This window comes from Paucibacter sp. B2R-40 (assembly GCF_025717555.1).
Classification (GTDB): Bacteria; Pseudomonadota; Gammaproteobacteria; order Burkholderiales; family Burkholderiaceae_C; genus Paucibacter_A.
This window is the reverse complement of record NZ_JAJIRP010000001.1, coordinates 260,774-282,431: the sequence shown is the minus strand read 5'-3', so window position 1 is coordinate 282,431 and position 21,658 is coordinate 260,774. Positions and strand designations below refer to the sequence as shown.

Below are 21,658 nucleotides of genomic sequence, written 5' to 3'. Positions count from 1 at the left end.
GGTAGGCAGCCAGAACCGAGTCGCCTAGCAATGGGCAGCTCGCTGCCCATTGCCTCAATGCAAGCCCAGCGCCCGCTGCACCTCGTATTGCCAAGGCAGCGCATGAACAATTTCGTTCAGTTGCCGCGCTGACTCCAAGGGCGCCAACACCTCCCCTGCGTGGTTGACGAACTGCAGGTTGGTGATCAAGGCCATCGGGTCCACCATCGCCACCAAGCCCGCCGGCAGACTGACCCAATCCCAGGCCACGCCGGCAACCGCATGCCCCTCGGCCCCTTGCCACAGGGTTTGTCCCATGGCTGGGTGCTCGCCGTCGCCGGCGACCAACACCTGGGTACTCAAATGCGCCAATTGCAAATCAGGAACGTGCTGGGTTTCACACAAAACTCGGGGCCATGCGTACACAATCCAAGCAGGAGTCATATTTTTGATATAAGAAATGAAGTGCGCTAGAAAAGCGCGGGTAACTGGCTCTAAGTGTGCAGGCTGCTCAAATGGCACGCTAGCTGTAAACCTTGTCAGGGAGACAACGGATGGGCAAAACGCCAAATCGGCGCTAGCCTTGCATGGAGGGAGGCGATTCGATGTTAGACGGGCGATACCAATCGGTGCTTGAAGCTCGGAGTCGGGATGTGTTCGCCAATGAGTTGGAGCACTTCACCAAGGCCATGGGCTTTGACAATTTCTCGGCCATGACCGTGGTGGACCATTCGCTGGGGCGGTCTGATTTCATCAATATTGACAACTGCCCACCCGGCTTCAAGGACGCCTGGAGTGATCCATCTCTGGCATCGCTCGATCCCGTCATGCAGCATTGCAAACGACAAAGCGTGCCCATTGTTTGGGACCAGCGAACCTATGTGAACAAGAACGCCGGGCATCTTTGGGAGGTGCAGGCTCGATTCGGTTATCGAACCGGTGTCTGTCTCGCCTTGCATTTACCCGAGGGCCGGCACTTTGTTCTCGGTATGGATCGCAGCGCCGATCTTCCGTCGGACGCCGCACAACTGACGCGTCTGGTTGCGGACATGCAGTTGTTTGCCGTACATGCCGTAGATACGGCGCTGCGAGTCCTGTTACCGCCCGAGCAGCAACTCGACCGCCCCCATCTGACGCCAAGAGAGTTAGAGGCCTTGCGCTGGACCATGGACGGCAAGACTGCCTGGGAGGTGGGAGCCATATTGAGCATCAGCGAACGCACTGCGGTGCTGCATCTCAGCAATGCAATGCGCAAGCTTGATTGCAATAACAAGCATCAAGCCGTACTAAAGGCGATGCGGCTAGGCTTGATACGCTGAGCCGGCTGGGGCCTCCCTGTAAGAGTTGACAGTTACCAAACTGCGCTGCTCCTGCTGCAATCACCCTGTGCCGATAACGCGCACTCCTCTTAATCGGAATCAGCCATGCAAAACGAACAAACTCAGTCCATGACTTCTCAGGCCACTCCAAACCAAGCCCCGGTGGAAATCGACGCGCAATTGCTGCACTTGGTAAGCGGAGGCGCGACACAAGGCAATGCCGAAACTCAAGCTTCGCCTACAGACCCATCGCCCAAGGGTGGGTGGTAATTGCTGGTGACTGCGGAGCTCCTTGCAGCATGAGGAGGACAGGGGCCAACTAGGCCTCCCATCTCCTTATGCTCTTCCGCCCCGAGGCCATCCAAGGCCAGCAAAAGGCCTGGCTGGGCAGCATCCAATTGCTGCGTCCGCTTTCGCTCAAGGTCTTGAGCTTTACCGCCATCATGGCGGTAGTGGCCGTGGCCGTGTTTCTGAGCAAGGCTGAATACACCCGCAAAGCGCGCGTCAGCGGCTACTTGCTGCCCGACCGCGGTGTGCTGCGCGTCAGCACGGCGCAAGCGGCGACCGTGCTGACGCGCGAGGTCAGCGAAGGCCAATCGGTCAAGGCCGGCGATGTGCTGTTTGTGCTCAGCCTGGACAGCGCCAACCAAAGTGCCGAGGCCATCGCCAAGAACCTGACGGCTGGCCAGCAAAGCCTGCAAGCTAGCGCCGAACATCAGCGGCAGTTAGCGCACACTCAGCAGCAAACGCTAACGCTGCGCAGCAAGGGCATTGAACGCGAATTGGCCTTGCTGAAGGCCGAGGCAGGCTTGCAGCAAGAGCGCCAGGCGCTGGCTGACGCGGCCTTGGTGAGGCTAGAGCAGCTCAACCGCGACAACTTTATTTCCGCCGCCCAGGTGCAGGCCAAGCGCGAGGAGGTGCTGGGCCTGCGCGCGCAGGGCCAAGCGCTGGAGCGGCAGCGCGAGACCTTGCTGCGCGAACAAGCAGCGACACTGGCCGAGGCTCAGCAATTGCCGCTGAAGGAGCAGGTGCTGCAAGGCGTGATTGAGCGCGACAGCGCTGAGCTGAACCGGCTTGGCCTGGAAACCGAGGGTCGGCGCCGCCTGGTGCTGCGCGCGCCGAGCGACGGCGTGGTCGCCACGCTGCAGGCCGAGCCCGGTCAAAGTGTCAACGCCGGCGCGGTCTTGGCCAGCGTGCTGCCTGCTCAGGCGCAGATGCTGGCGCAGTTGTACGCACCGTCCAGCGCGGTGGGATTCGTGCGGCCGCAGCAAGCGGTCAACCTGCGCTACCAAGCCTTCCCCTATCAGAAATTCGGCAGCCAAAGCGGCCGGGTCTTGCAGGTCTCGCGCACACCGCTGACGCCGGCCGAACTCGCGCTGCTGAACCTGCCGGCCGCGCTCAGCCAGGGCGCACAGAGCGAGCCGCTGTACCGCATCACCGTCGAGCTGGACCGCCAAACCGTCAGCGCCTATGGCCGGGAACAAGCCTTGAGCGCCGGCATGCAGCTGGACGCCGATGTGCTGCTGGAGCGGCGCCGTTTGATCGAATGGATTTTTGAGCCCTTGTTGAGCCTGGCCCACCGTGTCTGAGTCGCCGAATTTGATTGAGCGGCTGCACCTGGGCTGGCGTGGCCGCTCTCGCGTGCCGCTGATGCTGCAAACCGAGGCAGCCGAATGCGGCTTGGCCTGCCTGGCCATGGTCGCCAGCAGTTACGGCTTGCAGCTCAATCTGGCCCAGATGCGGGCGCGCTTTTCGCTCTCGCTGAAGGGCGCGTCCATGGCCGACTTGGTACGCATGGCGGCCGATCTGGGCTTGAGCAGCCGCGCCTTGCGGGCCGAGCCGGCGCATTTGGCGCAGCTGCAGCTGCCGGCCATCCTGCATTGGGACTTCAATCATTTCGTCGTGCTGGCCGAGGTCAGCGGCGACGACTGCGTGATTCATGATCCGGCCCATGGTCGGCGTCGCATGCGTTTGGCCGAGCTGTCGCGCCACTTCACCGGCGTTGCTTTGGAGCTGCGCCCCGGCCATCATTTCGCCCCGCAATCCGCCGCGCCGCGCCTGCAATGGCGCCAACTCTTCGGCCGCATCAGCGGGCTCAAACGTTCGCTGATGCAGATTCTGGGCCTGGCCTTGGCGCTGGAGATGCTGGCGCTGCTCTCGCCATTCTTTCTGCAATGGGTGGTGGACGGCGTGCTGGTCAGCGCCGACCACGACTTGCTGGTCACGCTGGGCCTGGGCTTTGGCCTGTTGGTGCTGCTGCAAGTCGGTGTTGGCGCGCTGCGTTCCTGGGCGGTGCTGTATCTGTCGGCCTCACTGAATGTGCAGTGGCTGACCCAGGTGTTCGGCCATCTGCTCAAGCTGCCGTTGGCCTGGTTCGAGAAACGCCATATCGGCGACATCTGGTCGCGCTTTGGCAGCGTGCAGCTGATTCAGCGCACGCTCTCGACCCGCTTTGCCGAGGCGGTGCTGGACGGTGTGATGGTCATCCTCACCCTGGTCCTGATGTGGGTCTACAGCCCGCGTTTGAGCGGGGTGGCGCTGCTGGCGGTGGCAACCTACGCGCTGCTGCGCTGGGCATTCTTCAGGCCGCTGCGTGAGGCCTCGGAAGAGGCGCTGGTGCATGAGGCCAAACAGAACAGCCATTTCCTCGAATCACTGCGCGGCGCACAGGCGATCAAACTTTTTAACGCGCAGGCCGAGCGCAGTGCCGCTTTTGCCAACCTGGTGGTTGAGCAGATGAACGCCGGCATTGCGGTGCGCCGGCTCGACCTCTGGATGGATGTAGGCCACAAGCTGCTATTCGGCCTTGAGCGGGTCGCCATCATCTGGCTGGGCGCGCTGCTGGTGCTGGAGCGCGAGCTGTCGGTCGGCATGCTGTTTGCATTTTTGGCCTATAAGGAGCAGTTCACGCTGCGCCTGGCCGGCCTGATCGACAAGGGCGTGGAGCTGAGCATGTTGCGGCTACAGGGTGAGCGCTTGGCCGATATCGTGCTGACGGCGCCGGAGGCCGATGCCGATGCCCCGGCTGCAATGCCGGAGCATGCCGCCGCGCTGGACTTGCACGCTGTGAGTTTCCGTTATGCGGACGGCGAGCCGGTGGTGTTGAGCGACTGCAATCTGCGCATAGAAGCTGGCGAATCGGTCGCCATCGTCGGCCCGTCGGGTTGCGGCAAGACCACACTGTTCAAACTGCTCCTGGGCATTCACAAGCCACAAGACGGCGAAATTCGGGTCGGCGGTGTGCCGCTCGCGCAAATAGGCCTGAGTGCCTGGCGTGCCCGCATCGGCACGGTGATGCAAGACGATCAGCTCTTCGCCGGCAGCATCGCTGACAACATCGCCTTTTTCGACCCCGACGCCGACCCGCAGTGGATAGAGGAGTGCGCACGGCTGGCCTGTGTGCTGGAAGACATCAAGGCCATGCCCATGGGCTTTCAAAGCCTGATCGGCGATATGGGAAGCACCCTGTCGGGCGGCCAACGCCAGCGCGTGTTGCTGGCACGCGCGCTCTACAAACGGCCGCAATTTCTGCTTCTGGATGAAGCAACCAGCGCCCTCGATGTGGCAAGGGAACGCGAGGTCAATGCCTCGCTGCGCAGCTTGAAGCTGACAAGAATTGTGATCGCCCACCGGCCCGAGACCATCGCGGCGGCAGAGCGGGTGATTCGGATGCAAGCAGGCCGTTTGGTGACTTGAAAAGCCGCCGACATGAAATCCGGGGCAGGAGCCTCGGCTATGGCCGCCATCGAGACTCCCAACTGGACGGCGCTTGCCGCTGTGCTTAGAGTGAGCCTATTGATCCAATCTCAGCAATAGTAACTACTTCAGCACAACAGATATGGCCAAAACCGCGAGCTTCGGCATCCTCCATCTTGGCACCTCCTTTGGCGTCACCTATGCCTTGACGGGCAATATCGCCATCGCTGGCGCAGTGACTTTCATCGAGCCACTGGTCAACACGGTGATGCATCACTTCTTTGAAAAGTACTGGGGCCACCCTGCTTTGCTGGCCTGGTGGGCGCGTCACCGGACACGTGCAGCTACAGTCAGCTCGGCCTGAACTCAAAGGCAGCCCATTCAAATGGGTCGGCTGGACTCAGGGCGCTGTCTGTTGCTCCATCCAGCCCAGCCAGCGCATCGCCTGCTCGCGGTTCTCGCCACACATCAACTCGGACGGCCGCAGCGAGCCGCACACCGCCGGCCGCTCGGGCCGACCGAAAATCTTGCAGCGGTTCGCCGCATCAAGCTGCACGCAGCGAACGCCAGCCGGCTTGGAGATGCCGTCCACGACAGGCATGCCGGGGATGGGTGAGCTGATGGACGGGGCGATGCAACAGGCGGCGCAATGTTCTCGGCATTTCATCGCGCAATTGTCCGTCCACTAGACGCCGACAGTCGGCACTTATCCACAGCCCCGCGTAAAATCTGCCGCTTGCCCATGCGCGCGTTATCCGCCGTGTCGAGGCCACTCCCCATCAAGGCAAACCCACTCATGCAATACCCCAAGGAATTCGACGTTATCGTGGTCGGCGGCGGCCACGCCGGCACCGAGGCCGCGCTGGCCGCCGCCCGCATGGGCTGCGCCACGCTGCTGCTGACCCACAATATCGAGACGCTTGGGGCAATGAGTTGCAACCCCTCGATCGGCGGCATCGGCAAGGGCCATCTGGTCAAGGAAGTTGACGCGCTGGGCGGCGCGATGGCGGCGGCCACCGACGAAGCCGGCATCCAATTCCGCATCCTCAATGGTTCCAAAGGCCCGGCCGTGCGCGCCACCCGCGCCCAAGCCGACCGGGTTTTGTACAAGGCGGCGATTCGTCACAAGCTGGAGAACCAGCCCAATCTTTGGCTGTTCCAGCAGGCGGTGGACGACCTCATGGTCGAGTCGGACGGCCAAGGCGAGCGGGTCGTCGGCGCCGTCACGCAGATGGGTCTGCAGTTCCGCGCCCGTGCTGTCGTGCTGACCGCCGGGACTTTTCTCGACGGCCGCATTCATGTCGGCCTGCGGAACTATGCCGCCGGCCGCGCCGGAGACCCACCGGCGATCAGCCTGTCGGCACGGTTGAAGGAATTGAAGCTGCCGCAGGGCCGGCTTAAGACCGGCACGCCGCCACGCATCGATGGCCGCTCGATCGACTTTTCAAAGTGCGAGGAACAAGGCGGCGACCTGAACCCGCTGCCGGTTTTCAGCTTCATGGGCAGGGTCGAGCAGCACCCGCGCCAAGTGCCCTGCTTCATCACCCACACTTCAACGGCGACGCACGCCATCATCCGCTCCGGCTTTGAGCGCAGCCCGATGTTCACCGGCGTGATCGAAGGCGTTGGCCCACGCTACTGCCCCAGCATCGAAGACAAGGTCAATCGCTTCGCCGACAAAGACAGCCACCAGATCTTTCTGGAGCCCGAAGGCCTGACGACACACGAGTACTACCCGAACGGCATCTCGACCTCCCTGCCCTTCGACATTCAACTCGCCGCCGTGCGCTCGATCCCCGGTCTGGAAAACGCCCACATCATGCGGCCCGGCTACGCGATCGAGTACGACTACTTCGACCCACGCGGACTCAAGTCCAGCTTCGAGACCCGCGACATCCAGGGCCTGTTCTTCGCCGGTCAGATCAATGGCACGACCGGCTACGAAGAAGCGGCCGCCCAAGGTCTGTTCGCCGGCCTCAACGCCGCACTGCAGGTGCAGGGCCGCGGCCCCTGGTTGCCGGCCCGCGACCAAGCCTATCTGGGCGTCTTGGTCGATGACCTGATCACCCAGGGCGTGACCGAGCCCTACCGCATGTTCACCAGCCGCGCCGAGTTCCGCCTGCAGCTGCGCGAAGACAACGCCGACATGCGGCTGACCGAAATGGGCCGCGAGCTGGGCCTGGTGGATGACGAACGCTGGGCTGCCTTCAACCGTAAACGCGATGCTGTTTCACGTGAAACAGAGAAGCTCAAAGCAACCTGGGTTCACCCGGCCATCCTGCCCGCCGCCGACGCCGAGCGTCTGGTTGGCAAGGCTTTGGAGCGCGAATACAACTTCATAGAATTGCTGCGCCGGCCCGGCGTCGTCTATGACACCTTGGCAGAAGTCGCCTCCATAGCAAGACCGGAGTCAACTGTTTCACGTGAAACAATGAACGTCGAGTTGGGCGGCACCTTGGCCGCAGCGGTGATCGAAGCGATAGAAATCAGCGTCAAATACGCCGGCTACATCAACAAGCAGGTTGACGACGTGGCCCGTGCCGCGAACTACGAACACCTGAAGCTGCCCGTCGACCTCGACTATTCGCAGGTCAGCGCCCTCTCCTTCGAGGCACGCCAGAAGTTAAACAAGCTCAAGCCCGAGACCCTCGGCCAAGCTTCGCGCATCTCTGGTGTTACGCCGGCAGCCATCTCCTTGCTGCTGGTCCATCTGAAGAAGAAGCGCTTCAAGGGCTTCGGCGCTGAAGAAGCGGCGGCGACTCCCAGCGCCTGACCCACACCGACCCCGACCCCGACGACAACAATGATTGATATTGCCAGCCTGCGCGCACCCCTGGTCGCCGCCGCAACGACCTTGCAACTGGAACTCAGCGAGGCCCAAATCGAAAAACTCTTGGCCTACCTGGCCATGATGGAAAAGTGGAACAAGGTCTACAACCTGACCTCGCTGCGCGACCCGCAGGCGATGTTGACCCACCATTTGATCGACAGCCTGAGCTTGCTCCCGGCACTGCGCAGGCATACCGGCGGTCAGGCACTACGACTGATGGATGTGGGTAGTGGCGGCGGTTTGCCTGGCGTGGTGATCGCCATTTGCAACCCCGAGATCGACGTCTCTTGCGTGGATGCGGTTCTGAAAAAAGCCAGCTTCATCACCCAGGTTGCGGCCGAGTTGAAGCTAGCCAATCTGCATGGCGTGCATTCCAGGGTCGAAGCCTTGAAGACGCCTGCCTTTGACTTGATCACCTCGCGGGCCTTCGCCTCGCTCTTAGACTTCACCACCCTCACCCGCCAGCACCTGAAACCAGCTGCGATCTGGCTGGCGATGAAGGGCCAACACCCTGCCGACGAGATCGCCGCCTTGCCAGCTGACCTCGATGTGTTTCACGTGGAACAACTGGAAGTCCCAGGCCTCGACGCCCAGCGTTGCCTGATCTGGATTCGCCCAAAAAACTGAGCCTCTTAAACAAAATAGCCAGGCACAGCGATTAAGCTGTCAGCGTCCACAAATACTGAGCACATGGCCAAGATCTTTTGCGTTGCCAATCAAAAAGGCGGAGTCGGCAAGACCACCACCACCGTCAACCTCGCTGCCGGCCTGGCCAAGGTCGGCCAGCGGGTGTTGGTCGTTGACCTTGACCCACAAGGCAATGCGACCATGGGTTCGGGCATAGACAAGCGCGCCCTTGATCTCAGCGTCTACGACGTGCTACTGGAGTCCAGCAGCGTCGCCGAGGCCAAGCAGCACAGCGAAAAAGCCGGTTATGACGTGCTCGGCGCCAATCGTGAGTTGGCCGGCGCCGAGGTAGAACTGGTGTCGCTGGAGCGCCGTGAGCGGCGCCTGAAGACTGCGCTGAGCGCGGTCAAGGACGACTACGACTTCATCCTGATCGACTGCCCACCATCGCTTTCGATGCTCACGCTGAACGGTCTGTGTTGCGCGCATGGCGTGGTCGTGCCCATGCAATGCGAGTACTTTGCGCTGGAAGGCCTGTCTGACTTGGTCAATACCATCAAGCAGGTGCATGCCAACCTGAACCCCGATCTGCAAATCATCGGACTCTTGCGGGTGATGTTCGATCCCCGCATCACCTTGCAGAACCAGGTCAGCGATCAACTCAAGAGCCACTTCGGCGACAAGGTGTTCGACACCGTGATCCCGCGCAATGTGCGCTTGGCCGAAGCGCCGAGCTATGGCCTGCCCGGCGTCGTGTTTGACCCCTCCTCCAAGGGAGCGCAATCCTTTGTCGAATTCGCACGTGAAATGGTGCGCCGCGTCGGCAGCATGTGATGCGGCGCGCCGCTGACTTGGCGCAGCGTGCCGAACAGGCGGGGTTGAACGCCAGCGCCCCACCGCAAGAGAAATTGATTGAAGGCTGGTTGATCCGGCTCTCACCCGGCAAGGCCAAACGCTCGCGCTGCATCAACGCGCTGGCCGCCGGCAGCCTGCCCTTGGACGAATTGCTGGCGCGTTGCCAAGCGGCATTTGCGGCGGCCCATCTACCGCTCTATGTACGCGTTACGCCGTACAGCCAGCCGTCCGATTTGGATGAGCAACTGGCCGCCAAAGGCTGGCCGGCATCGGACGCCGCCGATGTGATGGTCCTACCCGCCCTGCCCGCCACAGCGGAGCTCCCGGCCGGCCAAGTTTTACAAGCATTGGAGGCACCGGCCTACGCGCAACTGGTCGGCCATTTGCGAGCCTCCAGTGCCGAAGAGATCAGCGCTCACGCCGAGCGCCTGCAAGCTTCACCGGTGCCCTATCGAGGCTTTGCTTTGCGGGCCGCCGACACAAGCTTGTTGGCCTGCGGCCAGTTCGCACGCGAAGGCGGCATCGTTGGCCTGTTTGATATCTTCACGCCGCCCGAGCAGCGCGGCCAGGGCTGCGCCTTGAATCTCTGCCGACAGTTGCTGCAGATCGCCGGCAGCGAGGGCGCCCATGAGGCCTATTTGCAGGTCGGCTCCGATAACTTTGAGGCCCAGCGCGTCTACGCGCGTCTGGGCTTCAGCTTCGCCTACCGCTACCACTACCGCAGCCCGGCGACTGCCACGACAACGGCCACGGCAAATACAGCGGCCTAGTTCGCTTTAAAGACCCAGAGCCTCATCGAGGCCTAGGTGCACGTTCATCGACTGCACAGCGGCCCCGCTGGCGCCCTTGCCGAGGTTATCCAGGCGAGCCATCACCAGGATTTGGGTCTCTGAGCCGAACACGAACAGGTCGACCCGGTTGGTGTCATTGCAGGCCTGCACATCGAAGAAACCGCTCTCCAGCGTCGCCGCATCGCGCAGCGGCATCACGCGGATGAAACGCTCACCTTCGTAATGCGCAGCCAAGGCCTGCTGCACATCTTCGGCGCGGGCGCCCGCGCGCAGCTGACTCAGATGCAGCGGCACGCTCACGCACAGGCCCTTGTAGAAGCTGCCGACGATAGGCATGAAGACCGGCGCATGAGCCAAGCCGGTGTAATTCATCATCTCAGGCAGATGCTTGTGCGCGAGCCCCAGCGCATAGGGGCGCGGCGCCTGCAGGGCCGCATTGCCGCCAGCCTCATATTCGGCGATCATGCTTTTTCCGCCGCCCGAGTAACCCGTTATGGACGTGGCCGAAACCAGCGCCTGTGGGCTCAGCAATCCGGCGTCCACCAGCGGGCGCAAGGCCAGGATGAAGGCAGAGGCATGGCAGCCGGGGTTGGAGATCCGTTTGGCGGCACGCAGCTTGTCGCGCTGACCCTTGGCCAATTCGGGCAGGCCAAAGGCCCAGCCGGGAACAGTGCGGTGCGCGGTGCTTGCGTCGATCAAGCAGGTATTGGGGTTGCTGATCATCGCGGCTGCTTCACGTGAAGCAGCGTCGGGCAGGCACAGAAAAGCCACGTCAGCGGCGTTGAGCAAGCGCGCGCGCTCGGCCGCGTCCTTGCGTTTGTCGGCGTCAATGCGCAGCACTTCCACGTCCTTGCGCGCCGCCAGATATTCATGAATACGCAGCCCTGTCGTACCCTCTTGTCCGTCCACAAAAACAGCGTAAGTCATGATCTCTCCAGCACAATCAAATTCAAAGAACCGAAATCTTAAGGCAAGCCGATGAAAGACCTGCGACGCGTCCTCTTACTGCCCGGCTGGTTGAACTCCGACCCTGAACATTGGCAAAGCCTGTGGGAGCAGAAATTTGGCTACGAGCGGGTCGAACAGGCCGACTGGGACTGGCCGAGGCGCGGCGATTGGATGGCGCGCCTGGACGAAGTTTTGCTGGCCGACGAGCGCCCGGCCGTCCTGGTGGCCCATTCGCTCGGCTGCCAATTGGTCGCCAGCTGGGCGGAGCATTCGAAGCATGGTCATCGCGTGAGCGGCGCGCTGCTGGTGGCACCGCCCGACACCGAGGCGGCTGATATGCCGCCGCAGTTGCATAACTGGCGGCCCATTCGCCGCCAGCGTCTGCCCTTCCCCTCGATCGCCGTGATCAGCAGCGATGACCCTTTTTGTGCTTTCGAGCGAGGCGCGCAGATGGCCGCCAATTGGGGTTGTCGACTGGTCGCGGCAGGGCCGTTGGGGCACCTGAACACGGCCTCAAAGCTCGGCGACTGGCCCGCCGGCCAAGCGCTGCTGGCGGGCTTGCTCGAGTAAGGGACAATTGCAAGATGGTCACCAAAAAACTCAAAGGCCTCGGCCTCGGCTTGGAAGCACTCTTAGGCCCCACCGTCAGCGATTCAGACGCAGCAGCAGCCCGCGAAGGCGCCCCTAACGCCTTGCGGCTCGAGCAGATGCAGGCCGGCAAGTATCAGCCACGCACGCGCATGGATGAGGGCTCGCTGTATGAGCTGGCCGAGAGCATCAAGGCGCAAGGCATCATGCAGCCGATTCTGGTGCGGCCGATCAAACCGCCTTCGGACTTGAGCGAGGTGCGTTACGAGATCATCGCCGGCGAACGGCGCTTCCGCGCCGCACAATTGGCCGGTCTGCGCGAAGTGCCGGTACTGGTCAAAGCGGTGCCCGACGAGGCCGCCGCCGCGATGGCCTTGATCGAGAACATTCAGCGCGAAGACCTCAACCCACTCGAAGAAGCGCAGGGCCTGCAGCGCCTGGTCAGCGAATTCCATTTGACGCATGAGCAAGCCGCGCAAGCGGTCGGCCGCTCGCGCAGTGCCGCCAGCAATTTGCTGCGTCTGCTGCAACTGGTGGAGCCTGTGCAAAACATGCTGATGGCCGGCGATATTGATATGGGTCACGCTCGCGCGCTGCTGCCCTTGGACGGCGCCCACCAGATCACCTGCGCGACCGAAATTGCGGCCAAAAAACTCAGCGTGCGCGAGGCCGAGAAAATGGTCGCACGCCAAGGTGTGGGCCGCCAAACAACCTTGCTGCGCGCCAAGAACGACAAGAGCCGCGACCTGCTACGCTTGGAAGAAGAGTTGTCGGATCTGCTCACGGCAGTGGTCGAAGTCCGCGTCAAGAAGCGCACCAAGCGCGGCGAACAGGGCGAACTGTCCATTCAGTTTGCATCGCTTGACGAGCTCAACGGTTTGATCGACCGGCTGCGCGGCCCTCAATAAGCAGCAAAAGCTCCTAGGGTTTGGGGGTCAGGTCATGCCCCCCGCGCCAAGCAAAATCGGCGTAGCATTGAGCCAAGGCTGCTCACTTGAATATGCTTGAAAGCACCTCAAGTGCAGGCTTATTCTTGGTTTGACTTGCGCGCTCAAGTAGCAAGCTCTGTTCAAGGCTGAGAAGCACGAAAGAAATGCACGGAAAGCTCTGATGACGCCCCTGTTTCGACAGGCGGTCGCGGCCGGGACGCCATCACAACTTCCCTGAAATCCCAAGGCAAACGGGTGCCTTGGTTTGGACGGGGCTTGACAGGAGCTCAGCATGGACGTGATCAGCAGTTTCACCGCTCGCTACGAGCGCACTCGCGTTGAAGAACTCTCGCTGGAGGATTACCTCGCCGAGTGCAAACGCAACCCCATCACCTACGCTACCGCGCCCGAGCGCATGCTCCAGGCCATCGGTGAGCCCCAAATGATTGACACCCGCAATGACACGCGGCTGTCGCGTCTGTTTGCCAACAAGACGATCAAAATCTACCCTGCCTTCGCGGAGTTTTATGGGCTCGAAGAGGCGATTGAACAAGTCGTTAGCTACTTCCGCCACGCGGCCCAAGGCCTGGAAGAAAAGAAGCAGATCCTCTACTTGCTGGGTCCGGTCGGCGGCGGTAAGAGCTCGATTGCCGAGCGCCTGAAACAGTTGATGGAGCAAGTGCCCTTCTATGCGCTGCAAGGCTCGCCGGTCAATGAGTCGCCGCTGGGCCTGTTTGACGCAGCCGAGGACGGCCATTTGTTGGAGCAGGAATACGGCATTCCGCGCCGCTACCTGAACCGCATCCTGAGCCCCTGGGCAGTCAAACGGCTGGAGGAATTCGGCGGCGATATCCGCCGCTTCAAGGTGGTCAAGCGCTACCCCAGCGTGCTCAAGCAGGTCGGCATCTCAAAGACCGAGCCGGGTGACGAGAACAACCAGGACATCTCCTCGCTGGTCGGCAAGGTCGATATCCGCAAGCTCGAGACCTTTTCGCAAGACGACCCGGATGCCTACAGCTACTCCGGTGGCCTTTGCCTGGCTAACCAAGGTCTGCTGGAATTCGTTGAGATGTTCAAGGCGCCGATCAAGGTGCTGCATCCGCTGCTGACCGCCACGCAGGAGGGCAATTACAAAGGCACCGAAGGCTTCGGTGCCATCCCCTTCGACGGCATCGTGCTGGCCCACAGCAATGAGAGCGAATGGAAAACCTTCCGCAATAACAAGAACAACGAGGCCTTCCTGGACCGCATCTATATCGTCAAGGTGCCGTACTGTCTGCGCGTTAGCGAAGAGGTCAAGATCTACGAGAAGCTGATCCGCGGCTCCTCGCTGGTGTTTGCCAAATGCGCACCGGGGACGCTGAAGATGATGAGCCAGTTCGCCATCCTGACACGCCTGAAGGAGCCGGAAAACTCGTCCTTGTATTCGAAGATGCTGGTCTATGACGGCGAGAGCCTGAAGGACACCGACCCCAAGGCCAAGAGCTACCAGGAGTACCGCGACTACGCCGGCGTCGACGAAGGCATGAGCGGCATCTCGACCCGCTTCGCCTACAAGATTCTCTCCAAGGTCTTCAACTTCGATTCCTCCGAGGTGGCTGCCAACCCGGTGCATCTGATGTATGTGCTGGAGCAGCAGATCGAACGCGAGCAATTCCCGACCGAGACCGAAACCAAGTACGTCGGCTTCATCAAAGAGAATCTGGCACCGCGCTATGCCGAGTTCATCGGCAAGGAGATTCAGACCGCTTATCTGGAGAGTTATAGCGAGTATGGGCAGAACATCTTCGACCGCTACGTCACCTATGCAGATTACTGGATTCAGGATCAGGAATACCGCGACACCGACACCGGAGAAGTGTTTGACCGCTCGGCCCTGAACGCCGAGTTGGAGAAGATCGAGAAGCCCGCCGGCATCAGTAACCCGAAAGACTTCCGCAACGAGATCGTCAACTTCGTACTGCGTGCGCGCGCCAATAATGGCGGGAAAAATGCGTCTTGGACCAGCTATGAAAAGCTGCGCACGGTGATCGAGAAAAAGATGTTCTCCAACACCGAGGAGTTGCTGCCCGTTATCAGCTTCAACGCCAAAGCCAGCGCGGACGAAGCCAAAAAGCATGAGAACTTCGTCCAGCGCATGGTCGACAAGGGCTACACGGCCAAGCAGGTGCGGCTGCTGTGTGAGTGGTATTTGAGGGTGCGCAAAAGTTCGTAGTTAGGGACTCACCTCAAGAGGACATACAAAACTTCGTGAGCGCCATGGCACTACAACAAATCATCGACCGTCGCCTGTCGGGCAAGAACAAGTCGATAGGCAACCGGGAGCGCTTCCTTCAGCGCCACAAAGAGCAGGTGCGCGAAGCCGTGCGGCGCGCCGTCGATGGCCGCGGCATCCGCGATCTGCAGCGTGGCGAGGATGTGCACATTCCGAAAAAGGACTTGAGCGAGCCTGTATTTGGCCATGGTGACGGCGGTGTGCGCGAGGTAGTGCGGCCCGGCAATACTGAGCATGTCAAAGGTGACCGCGTCGCCAAGCCCAAGGGCGGCGGCCAAGGTCAAGGTGGCGGCCAGGCCAGCGACTCCGGTGAGGGCGACGACGACTTCGTCTTCCACCTCAGCCGCGAGGAGTTCATGCAGGTCTTTTTTGAAGACTTGGCCCTGCCCAATCTGGAGCGCACCCAACTCGCCGACACGCCCGAATGGAAGACCCACCGCGCCGGCTACACCGGCGACGGCAACCCGACCAATCTGCACATCGTGCGCTCGATGCGCGGAGCGCTTGGCCGGCGCATCGCCCTGGGCACCGACAAGCGGCGCGAGTTGCTGGAGTTGGAAGAGCGACTGGCCATGCTCAAACATGAGAATCAGGCCGACCACGAGGTTAAACGCATGTTGTTGGAGACGGAGGCGCGCATCAATCATCTGCGCCAGCGGCTCAAGGCTATCCCATTTCTTGACCCGATCGATCTGCGCTTTCGCAACCGGGTGCGCGTGCCGGTGCCGACCAGCCGCGCGGTGATGTTCTGCCTGATGGATGTGTCGGGCTCGATGGACGAGGGCCGCAAGGATCTGTCCAAGCGTTTCTTCATCCTGCTCTATCTCTTCCTGACCCGGCATTACGAGAAGATCGACGTCGTCTTCATTCGCCACCACACGCAGGCGCAAGAAGTCGATGAACAAAACTTCTTCCATGCCACCGAAACGGGCGGCACCGTGGTGTCGAGCGCCTTGGTCTTGATGGAAGAAATCATCCAGTCCCGCTACCCGCGAAGCGAATGGAATATCTACGGCGCACAGGCCAGCGACGGCGACAACTGGCACCACGACAGCGGCCGCTGCCGTGAACTGCTGGCCGACAAAATTCTGCCGCTGTGCCGCTACTTTGCCTATGTGCAAGTGGCCGAGCAGGAGCAAAACCTCTGGGACGAATACAGCAAACTCAGCCAGGAGGTGCGCCACTTTGCGATGCGCAAGGCCACCGAAGTCTCGCAAATCTATCCGGTATTCCGGGATCTGTTCAAGAAGGAAAGTTCAGCTAAGTGAGTGCCTGCACTCACCCGCTACATCAAGGCATAAGGGGCTGACATGACCGACATCGAAAACCGCCGCCACCGCGCGATTGCCCCCAGCACCGATGACTATGGCGGGCGCCGTTGCAAACCGGCCTTGAAGGAAATGAAGCCGGCCGGCCCCCGGCCCGCCAGCCCCCTGCCCTCGCCCAGCGACTGGACCTTTGGCCTGATCGACGAATACCACGACGTCATTCGCGCCACCGCCGAACGCTACGGCCTGGACACCTACCCGAATCAGCTGGAGATCATCACCGCTGAGCAGATGATGGATGCCTATGCCTCGGTCGGCATGCCGGTCAATTACCGCCACTGGAGCTATGGCAAAGAGTTCATCGCCACCGAGCGCAATTACAAGCGCGGCCAGATGGGCCTGGCCTATGAGATTGTCATCAACTCCGACCCCTGCATCGCCTATTTGATGGAAGAAAACACCATGGCCATGCAGGCCCTGGTGATCGCGCACGCCTGCTACGGGCACAACAGCTTCTTCAAGGGCAACTACCTGTTCCGCATGTGGACCGATGCGTCCAGCATCATTGACTACCTCGTCTATGCCAAGAATTTCGTCGCCGAATGCGAGCAGCGCCACGGCATTTCGCAGGTCGAACAAGTGCTCGATTCCTGCCATGCGCTGATGTCTTACGGGGTTGACCGCTACCGCCGCCCCGCCAAGCTCTCGCTGGCGCAAGAGCGCAGCCGCGTGGCCGACCGCGAGGCTCATGCTCAGCAGCAGATCAATGACATCTGGCGCACCCTGCCCAAGCGTGCTGACGCAGCCGCCGAGGCCGCTGCGGCCCAGCGCTTCCCGGATGAGCCGCAGGAGAACATCCTCTATTTCATCGAGAAGAGCGCGCCGCTGCTGGAACCCTGGCAGCGGGAAATTGTGCGCATCGTACGCAAGATCGCTCAGTACTTTTACCCGCAGCGCCAGACGCAAGTGATGAACGAGGGCTGGGCCACCTTCTGGCACCACCGCCTGCTGAATCAAATGTATGACGACGGCTATCTGAGCGACGGCATGATGATCGAATGGCTGAAGTCGCACACCAATGTGGTGGCGCAGCAGCCGATGGCGAACCTGAATCCCTATGCGCTGGGTTTCGCGATGTATACCGACATCAAGCGCATCTGCGAGAAGCCGACCGAAGAAGACCGGCGCTGGTTCCCCGATATCGCCGGCGGCGACTGGCTGCCCACCATCGATCATGCGATGCGCAACTTCAAGGATGAAAGCTTTATCGGCCAATACCTGAGCCCGAACCTGATGCGTGAGTTCCGCCTTTTTTCCATCCTGGATGACGAAAAATTATCCGAATACGAGATCTCTGCCATCCACGACGAAGCCGGCTATCAGCATGTGCGCGAGGCCTTGTCGCGTCAATACGATCTGAGCACACGCGAGCCCAATATCCAGGTCTGGAACGTCAATTTGCGCGGTGATCGCTCACTGACCCTACGCCACACCCAGCATATGGGCAGGCCCTTGCACGACAGCGCGCAGGAAGTGCTCAAGCATGTGGCCAGGCTGTGGGGTTTTGGCGTGCAATTGGAGAGCGTTGATGACCGAGGCGAGGTCAGCAAGCGTTGGACGGTGGCGGCACCGCCGGCTTGAAGCCAGCCCCACGTCATTTCAAATCGAAAAGATCTTGCCCGGGTTCATGATGTTGTGCGGGTCCAGCGCCTGCTTGATGTTGCGCATCAGAGCCACCGCACCCGCCCCCGCCTCCTCGATCAAAAAGCCCTGCTTGTGCAGGCCGACGCCGTGCTCGCCGCTGCAAGTGCCTTCCAGGCGCAGGGCCAGCGCCACCATTTGATGGCTCAAGCGCTCGGCCGTCTCGCGCTCGGCCGGTATCAAAGGGTCAATCAGATAGGCCATATGGAAGTTGCCATCGCCGACATGGCCGACGATGAAATAGGCCAGGCCTGTCGCCTCGACCTCGGCAACCGAGGCCTCGATGATCTCGGCCAGGCGCGAGATCGGCACGCAGACGTCGGTGGTCACGCTGCGGCAGCCGGGCTTGGTCTGCAGGCCCGACAGATAAGCGTGATGGCGGGCGGCCCACAGCTTGCTGCGGGCTTCCGGCGTAGTTGCCCAATCAAAGTCTTCCCCGCCCAAGTCTCGCGCGATCTCTTGCACCAGCTGCGCCTGCTCGGCGACACCTGCCGGGCTGCCGTGAAACTCCATCAAGAGCATCGGCAACTCTCGCAGACCTAATCTGTCATGCGCATTGACCGCACGGATCGCATGCGCGTCGAGCAGCTCGCAACGCGCGATCGGCACGCCGACCTGGATGATCTGGATGGCGGTCTGCACCGCCGCGTCAATGCTGGGGAAGAAGCAAACCGCCGCCGATACCGCCTCGGGCAGCGGGTAGATGCGCAGCACCAGCTCGGTGATCACACCCAAGGTGCCCTCGCTGCCGACGAACAGGCGCGTCAGGTCATAGCCGGCGCTGCTCTTGCGCGCCCGCGTGCCGGTGCGAATCGCCTCGCCCGAGGCTGTCACCACTTGCAGGCCCAGTACGTTCTCGCGCATCGTGCCGTAGCGCACGGCGTTGGTGCCGCTGGCGCGGGTCGCGGCCATGCCGCCCAAGGTCGCGTCGGCGCCGGGGTCGATGGGGAAGAACAAGCCTTGATGGCGCAGCTCTTCATTGAGCTGCTTGCGGGTCACGCCGGCCTGCACGGTAACGGTCAGATCCTCGGCATGCACCTGCAAGATACGCTGCATGCGCGACACATCCAGGCTGATGCCGCCCTGCACCGCCAGCAAATGCCCTTCCAGCGAACTGCCGGCGCCGTAGGGAATGACGGGCACTCGCTGCTGATGCGCCAGGCCGACGACGAAGGCGACCTCGTCGGCCGACTCGGCAAACACCACCGCGTCGGGCGGTGCGACGTCGAACGGCGACTCATCCCGACCATGCTGCTCGCGCATGGCCATCGTGGTGTTGCAGCGCTCACCGAAGCGCTGCTGCAGGGCCCGCAGCAGCGCCTCAGGAAGCGCAGCCTTCATTGCAGAGCTACTCGCTGATGGACATAGTCCGGTAGGCCGGGTCGGCCTTGATTTCTGCCTCGCTGAACGGCAGCTTGGGCCACTTGGCACCCTTCAGATAGATGTCCGAATAGAGCTTGGTCTGATCCGAAAAATTCGCCGACAACATATGGGTGGACTGCGAATAAGTCAGCAGGCCTTCGGCGACCGGACCATTGGCGTCAAAGGTGACGAACTGCATATAGCTATTGCCATAAACCGGGTCACCATAGAGCCCTGCGTTCAGATTGCCGCGCACATTGTTGAAGGTGTAGCGCCCGCCTGGAATGGAGATCGGCGCACTGTCACGCACGATCACCTGGCGGCGCGCATTGACCTCTTCCAGCGGCATCTTCTGCTCGGCAAACCACTGCACCGCATCGGCCAGCAGCATCGCGGCTTTGGTATTGCTGGTGTTGAAACCACGCGGCGTTTTGATCGGGTCGGCCGGATCGTAGGCGACGCGCCAATAACTGGCCTCTTTCAATTCACCCGACAACTCATAGAGCTTGCGGAACAAGAGCGAACCTGGGTCGACCAGGCCTTCGGTCTTCTTCCAGATGCTCAAGACCCCGCAGGCCTTGCTGAGATCAACCGTATTGCCTTTGCTGTCCTTGGCGCTGGGCGCGCCGCCGGCGCAAGTCGCGGCCAAGAATTCATCCAACCACATCTCGGCCTTGAAGAAGCGGCTCTTCTGGTAAACCTGCTGCAGATTGGCCAGCGTGAAGCCCTTGCCGGTGAGGCCATCGCTGCCGGCGACACGGTCCAGCACCTGCACATGGCCGGTGCGAGTACGTTCACCCTGAACCATGCCCTCGGCATCCGGGCCAGTGGCGATGATCTTGGGATAGCCGCTCAAACGCGTCTGCTCACTCGGGAACCAGTGGCTGTCATTGGCGTTGACGATGTAGTCATCGCGCAGCACAAAAGGCCGCTGCGCGCTGGGAATCGCGCCGGTCCATTGACAGCTGGACTTGCTGCCATCCATCAAGACCAGGCCACGCGTGGCGAGCAAAAACTGCCCCGTTGGGCTGTTGACGCAGGCGCCCAGTTGCGCATCGCTGACGTTGGCGGCCACCGAGTAATTGGCATACAAGGCCTTGCCGTTCTTATCCGCCGCCATGGTGTTGACCCAGGGCATGGCGTTATAGGTGGCCAAGGCGGTCTGCAGGGTTTCGGCGCTGCTGGCCTTGCCATTCAGCAAGGCCTGATCGAGCAACTTGTAATTGCTGTAATTGGCATCCCGAATCGCATAGGCCGTGCTGCTGCCCCACGCAAAAGTGGCGCCGTCATTGACCATGGGGCCGAACTCGGTCGCGTACATGGTGCGCTCAATGGTCTTGACCGAGCCGTCGGCTTGCAGCGCCTGCACAGTGAGCTTGGATTGGGTCATCGGCTTGGACACGCCGTCCATCACATAACGAGTAGCGTCCGTGGGGTCAAGCTTGAGCTGATGCAATGTGAAACGGTTATCGGTCGAGAAGGTGTGCGTCCAGGCCACATCCTTGTTGAAGCCGATCAAGGGCACAACTGAGCCCAAGAGCGTGGCGCCCATCACATCGTATTTACCCGCCACCGTCAGATGCAGCTGATGCAGTCGCAGCGCGCCCCACCAAGGGAAATGCGGGTTGCCCAGCACCATGCCGGCGCCGCTTTGCGTGACGCCCTTGCCCAGGCCATAGCCGTTGGAGCCGATCACATGCTCTTGCAGCCAATGGGTGTTTCGCACCAGCGGTGAATTGAGCACGGCGAACTGCGTGGCCTTGGACTTCAAGGCGCGCGCACTCAAGACCGGGGCCGCGCCAGCCGGCTTGACCAAGGGCGGCTGCGCGCCGCCGATGGCCGCAATGAACTGCAGCGAGCTGCCCGCCATTGCCGCCTGGCTGAAGCGGAAATAGGCCTCGTCTTCGCTCAGCGGTTTGACCCAGACTGCACCCTTGCAATCGCTGGGCAGGCCATTGGCGCCCTTGTCGCGCAAAAAGCGGTTGTAGCCGGCCACAAAGCCCGTCACCAGCTCGCGAATCTCGGGGCCTGCGCCGGCCTTCAGCGCCGTGGCCTGGGCCGGCGTCATCAAGGCTTTGTAGAAAAAGTCCGAGGCCAAATTCGGCGTGAAGTCGCCAAACTGGCCGAGGTAGGTGATGGGCACGCCTTTGGCGTCAACATCTCCGAAGTAACGCGAGCGTTCGCCGCGCAGCGTCAACACTTCCTGGGCAAACAGGCAGATATGGTCATTGGCAAAGGCATAACCGTAACCATAACCGGCGCCCTTGAAATCATCCGCCTTGATGTGCGGCACGCCATAGCTGGTGTAGCGAATCTCGGCGGCGAAGCTCGCCACGGCAGGTGTTTCGGGCCGGGTCGGGTCGGTGTCACCACCGCCACAGGCGCTCAGCAGCACGGCGCTGCTCATCAGGGCACAAAGCGGCGACAGCCGCCAAACCGTTGCCTTCAACTGACGTTTCTTCATACCTGTCTCCTTTTAGCTTTTTCAAC

The 21,658-nt window shown here is 61.5% G+C and carries 18 protein-coding genes; 13 read left to right on the top strand and 5 right to left on the bottom strand.

The annotated features are described in order from the left end of the window. Positions 1 to 54 precede the first annotated feature (54 nt). Positions 55 to 423, bottom strand: a complete 369-nt coding sequence (locus tag LNV09_RS01210) for a DUF4902 domain-containing protein (protein ID WP_505190993.1) — start codon at positions 421 to 423, stop codon at positions 55 to 57. 161 nt (positions 424 to 584) lie between these two features. Between LNV09_RS01210 and LNV09_RS01205 the strand changes: the two genes are divergently transcribed. From LNV09_RS01205 to LNV09_RS01190, 4 genes are all read left to right on the top strand, one after another. Further along, positions 585 to 1,298 carry a helix-turn-helix transcriptional regulator gene (locus LNV09_RS01205; RefSeq protein ID WP_263555242.1) on the top strand — a complete coding sequence of 238 codons (714 nt, stop codon included), beginning with the start codon at positions 585 to 587 and terminating at the stop codon, positions 1,296 to 1,298. Between the two features lie 338 nt (positions 1,299 to 1,636). Next, the gene (locus LNV09_RS01200; protein ID WP_263555241.1) at positions 1,637 to 2,887 is read left to right on the top strand and encodes an HlyD family secretion protein; all 1,251 of its coding nucleotides are present in this window, start codon (positions 1,637 to 1,639) and stop codon (positions 2,885 to 2,887) included. Continuing rightward, on the top strand, positions 2,880 to 4,994 hold the full coding sequence (locus LNV09_RS01195; protein ID WP_263555240.1) for a peptidase domain-containing ABC transporter: 2,115 nt from the start codon (positions 2,880 to 2,882) through the stop codon (positions 4,992 to 4,994). The genes LNV09_RS01200 and LNV09_RS01195 overlap by 8 nt, the downstream gene beginning before the upstream one ends. Before the next feature lie 142 nt (positions 4,995 to 5,136). After that, a complete protein-coding gene (locus LNV09_RS01190; protein WP_263555239.1) occupies positions 5,137 to 5,358 on the top strand; it encodes a DUF2061 domain-containing protein in 222 nt (73 codons plus the stop codon). A gap of 36 nt (positions 5,359 to 5,394) precedes the next feature. Here LNV09_RS01190 and LNV09_RS01185 read toward each other — a convergent pair whose 3' ends face one another. Continuing rightward, the gene (locus tag LNV09_RS01185) at positions 5,395 to 5,661 is read right to left on the bottom strand and encodes a YkgJ family cysteine cluster protein (protein WP_263555238.1); all 267 of its coding nucleotides are present in this window, start codon (positions 5,659 to 5,661) and stop codon (positions 5,395 to 5,397) included. A 129-nt stretch (positions 5,662 to 5,790) separates the two neighbouring features. On the opposite strand from LNV09_RS01185, the gene mnmG reads away from it, so the two are divergent. From mnmG to LNV09_RS01165, 4 genes are all read left to right on the top strand, one after another. After that, positions 5,791 to 7,767 carry a tRNA uridine-5-carboxymethylaminomethyl(34) synthesis enzyme MnmG gene (gene mnmG, locus LNV09_RS01180; protein WP_263555237.1) on the top strand — a complete coding sequence of 659 codons (1,977 nt, stop codon included), beginning with the start codon at positions 5,791 to 5,793 and terminating at the stop codon, positions 7,765 to 7,767. Positions 7,768 to 7,797: 30 nt separating this feature from the next. Further along, on the top strand, positions 7,798 to 8,451 hold the full coding sequence (rsmG, locus tag LNV09_RS01175) for a 16S rRNA (guanine(527)-N(7))-methyltransferase RsmG (RefSeq protein WP_263555236.1): 654 nt from the start codon (positions 7,798 to 7,800) through the stop codon (positions 8,449 to 8,451). A 63-nt stretch (positions 8,452 to 8,514) separates the two neighbouring features. Continuing rightward, the gene (locus LNV09_RS01170; protein ID WP_263555235.1) at positions 8,515 to 9,285 is read left to right on the top strand and encodes a ParA family protein; all 771 of its coding nucleotides are present in this window, start codon (positions 8,515 to 8,517) and stop codon (positions 9,283 to 9,285) included. Then, the gene (locus LNV09_RS01165) at positions 9,285 to 10,076 is read left to right on the top strand and encodes a GNAT family N-acetyltransferase (protein WP_263555234.1); all 792 of its coding nucleotides are present in this window, start codon (positions 9,285 to 9,287) and stop codon (positions 10,074 to 10,076) included. Before LNV09_RS01170 ends, LNV09_RS01165 begins: the two co-directional genes overlap by 1 nt. A 6-nt stretch (positions 10,077 to 10,082) precedes the next feature. On the opposite strand, the gene argC is transcribed toward LNV09_RS01165, so the two are convergent. After that, entirely contained in the window at positions 10,083 to 11,024 is a 942-nt protein-coding gene (argC, locus tag LNV09_RS01160) for an N-acetyl-gamma-glutamyl-phosphate reductase (protein ID WP_263555233.1), read from the bottom strand. 51 nt (positions 11,025 to 11,075) lie between these two features. Here argC and LNV09_RS01155 point away from each other — a divergent pair, with 51 nt between their 5' ends. The 5 genes from LNV09_RS01155 (at position 11,076) to LNV09_RS01135 (ending at position 17,746) form a co-directional block, all read left to right on the top strand. Continuing rightward, positions 11,076 to 11,615: an RBBP9/YdeN family alpha/beta hydrolase gene (locus LNV09_RS01155; RefSeq protein WP_263555232.1), complete on the top strand. Its 540-nt coding sequence runs from the start codon at positions 11,076 to 11,078 to the stop codon at positions 11,613 to 11,615. Between the two features lie 14 nt (positions 11,616 to 11,629). Then, positions 11,630 to 12,541: a ParB/RepB/Spo0J family partition protein gene (locus LNV09_RS01150; RefSeq protein WP_263555231.1), complete on the top strand. Its 912-nt coding sequence runs from the start codon at positions 11,630 to 11,632 to the stop codon at positions 12,539 to 12,541. Between the two features lie 313 nt (positions 12,542 to 12,854). Next, entirely contained in the window at positions 12,855 to 14,777 is a 1,923-nt protein-coding gene (locus LNV09_RS01145; protein ID WP_263555230.1) for a PrkA family serine protein kinase, read from the top strand. A gap of 44 nt (positions 14,778 to 14,821) precedes the next feature. After that, positions 14,822 to 16,105 (top strand): YeaH/YhbH family protein, encoded by a 1,284-nt coding sequence (locus LNV09_RS01140; RefSeq protein ID WP_263555229.1) that lies wholly within the window; start codon positions 14,822 to 14,824, stop codon positions 16,103 to 16,105. 132 nt (positions 16,106 to 16,237) lie between these two features. Further along, the gene (locus LNV09_RS01135; protein ID WP_263555775.1) at positions 16,238 to 17,746 is read left to right on the top strand and encodes a SpoVR family protein; all 1,509 of its coding nucleotides are present in this window, start codon (positions 16,238 to 16,240) and stop codon (positions 17,744 to 17,746) included. Between the two features lie 18 nt (positions 17,747 to 17,764). Here the strand turns inward: LNV09_RS01135 and LNV09_RS01130 are convergent, their stop codons facing one another. Both LNV09_RS01130 and LNV09_RS01125 read right to left on the bottom strand, forming a co-directional pair. After that, positions 17,765 to 19,147 carry an FAD-binding oxidoreductase gene (locus LNV09_RS01130; protein WP_263555228.1) on the bottom strand — a complete coding sequence of 461 codons (1,383 nt, stop codon included), beginning with the start codon at positions 19,145 to 19,147 and terminating at the stop codon, positions 17,765 to 17,767. 7 nt (positions 19,148 to 19,154) lie between these two features. After that, positions 19,155 to 21,632 (bottom strand): penicillin acylase family protein, encoded by a 2,478-nt coding sequence (locus LNV09_RS01125; RefSeq protein WP_263555227.1) that lies wholly within the window; start codon positions 21,630 to 21,632, stop codon positions 19,155 to 19,157. Positions 21,633 to 21,658: the final 26 nt, after the last annotated feature.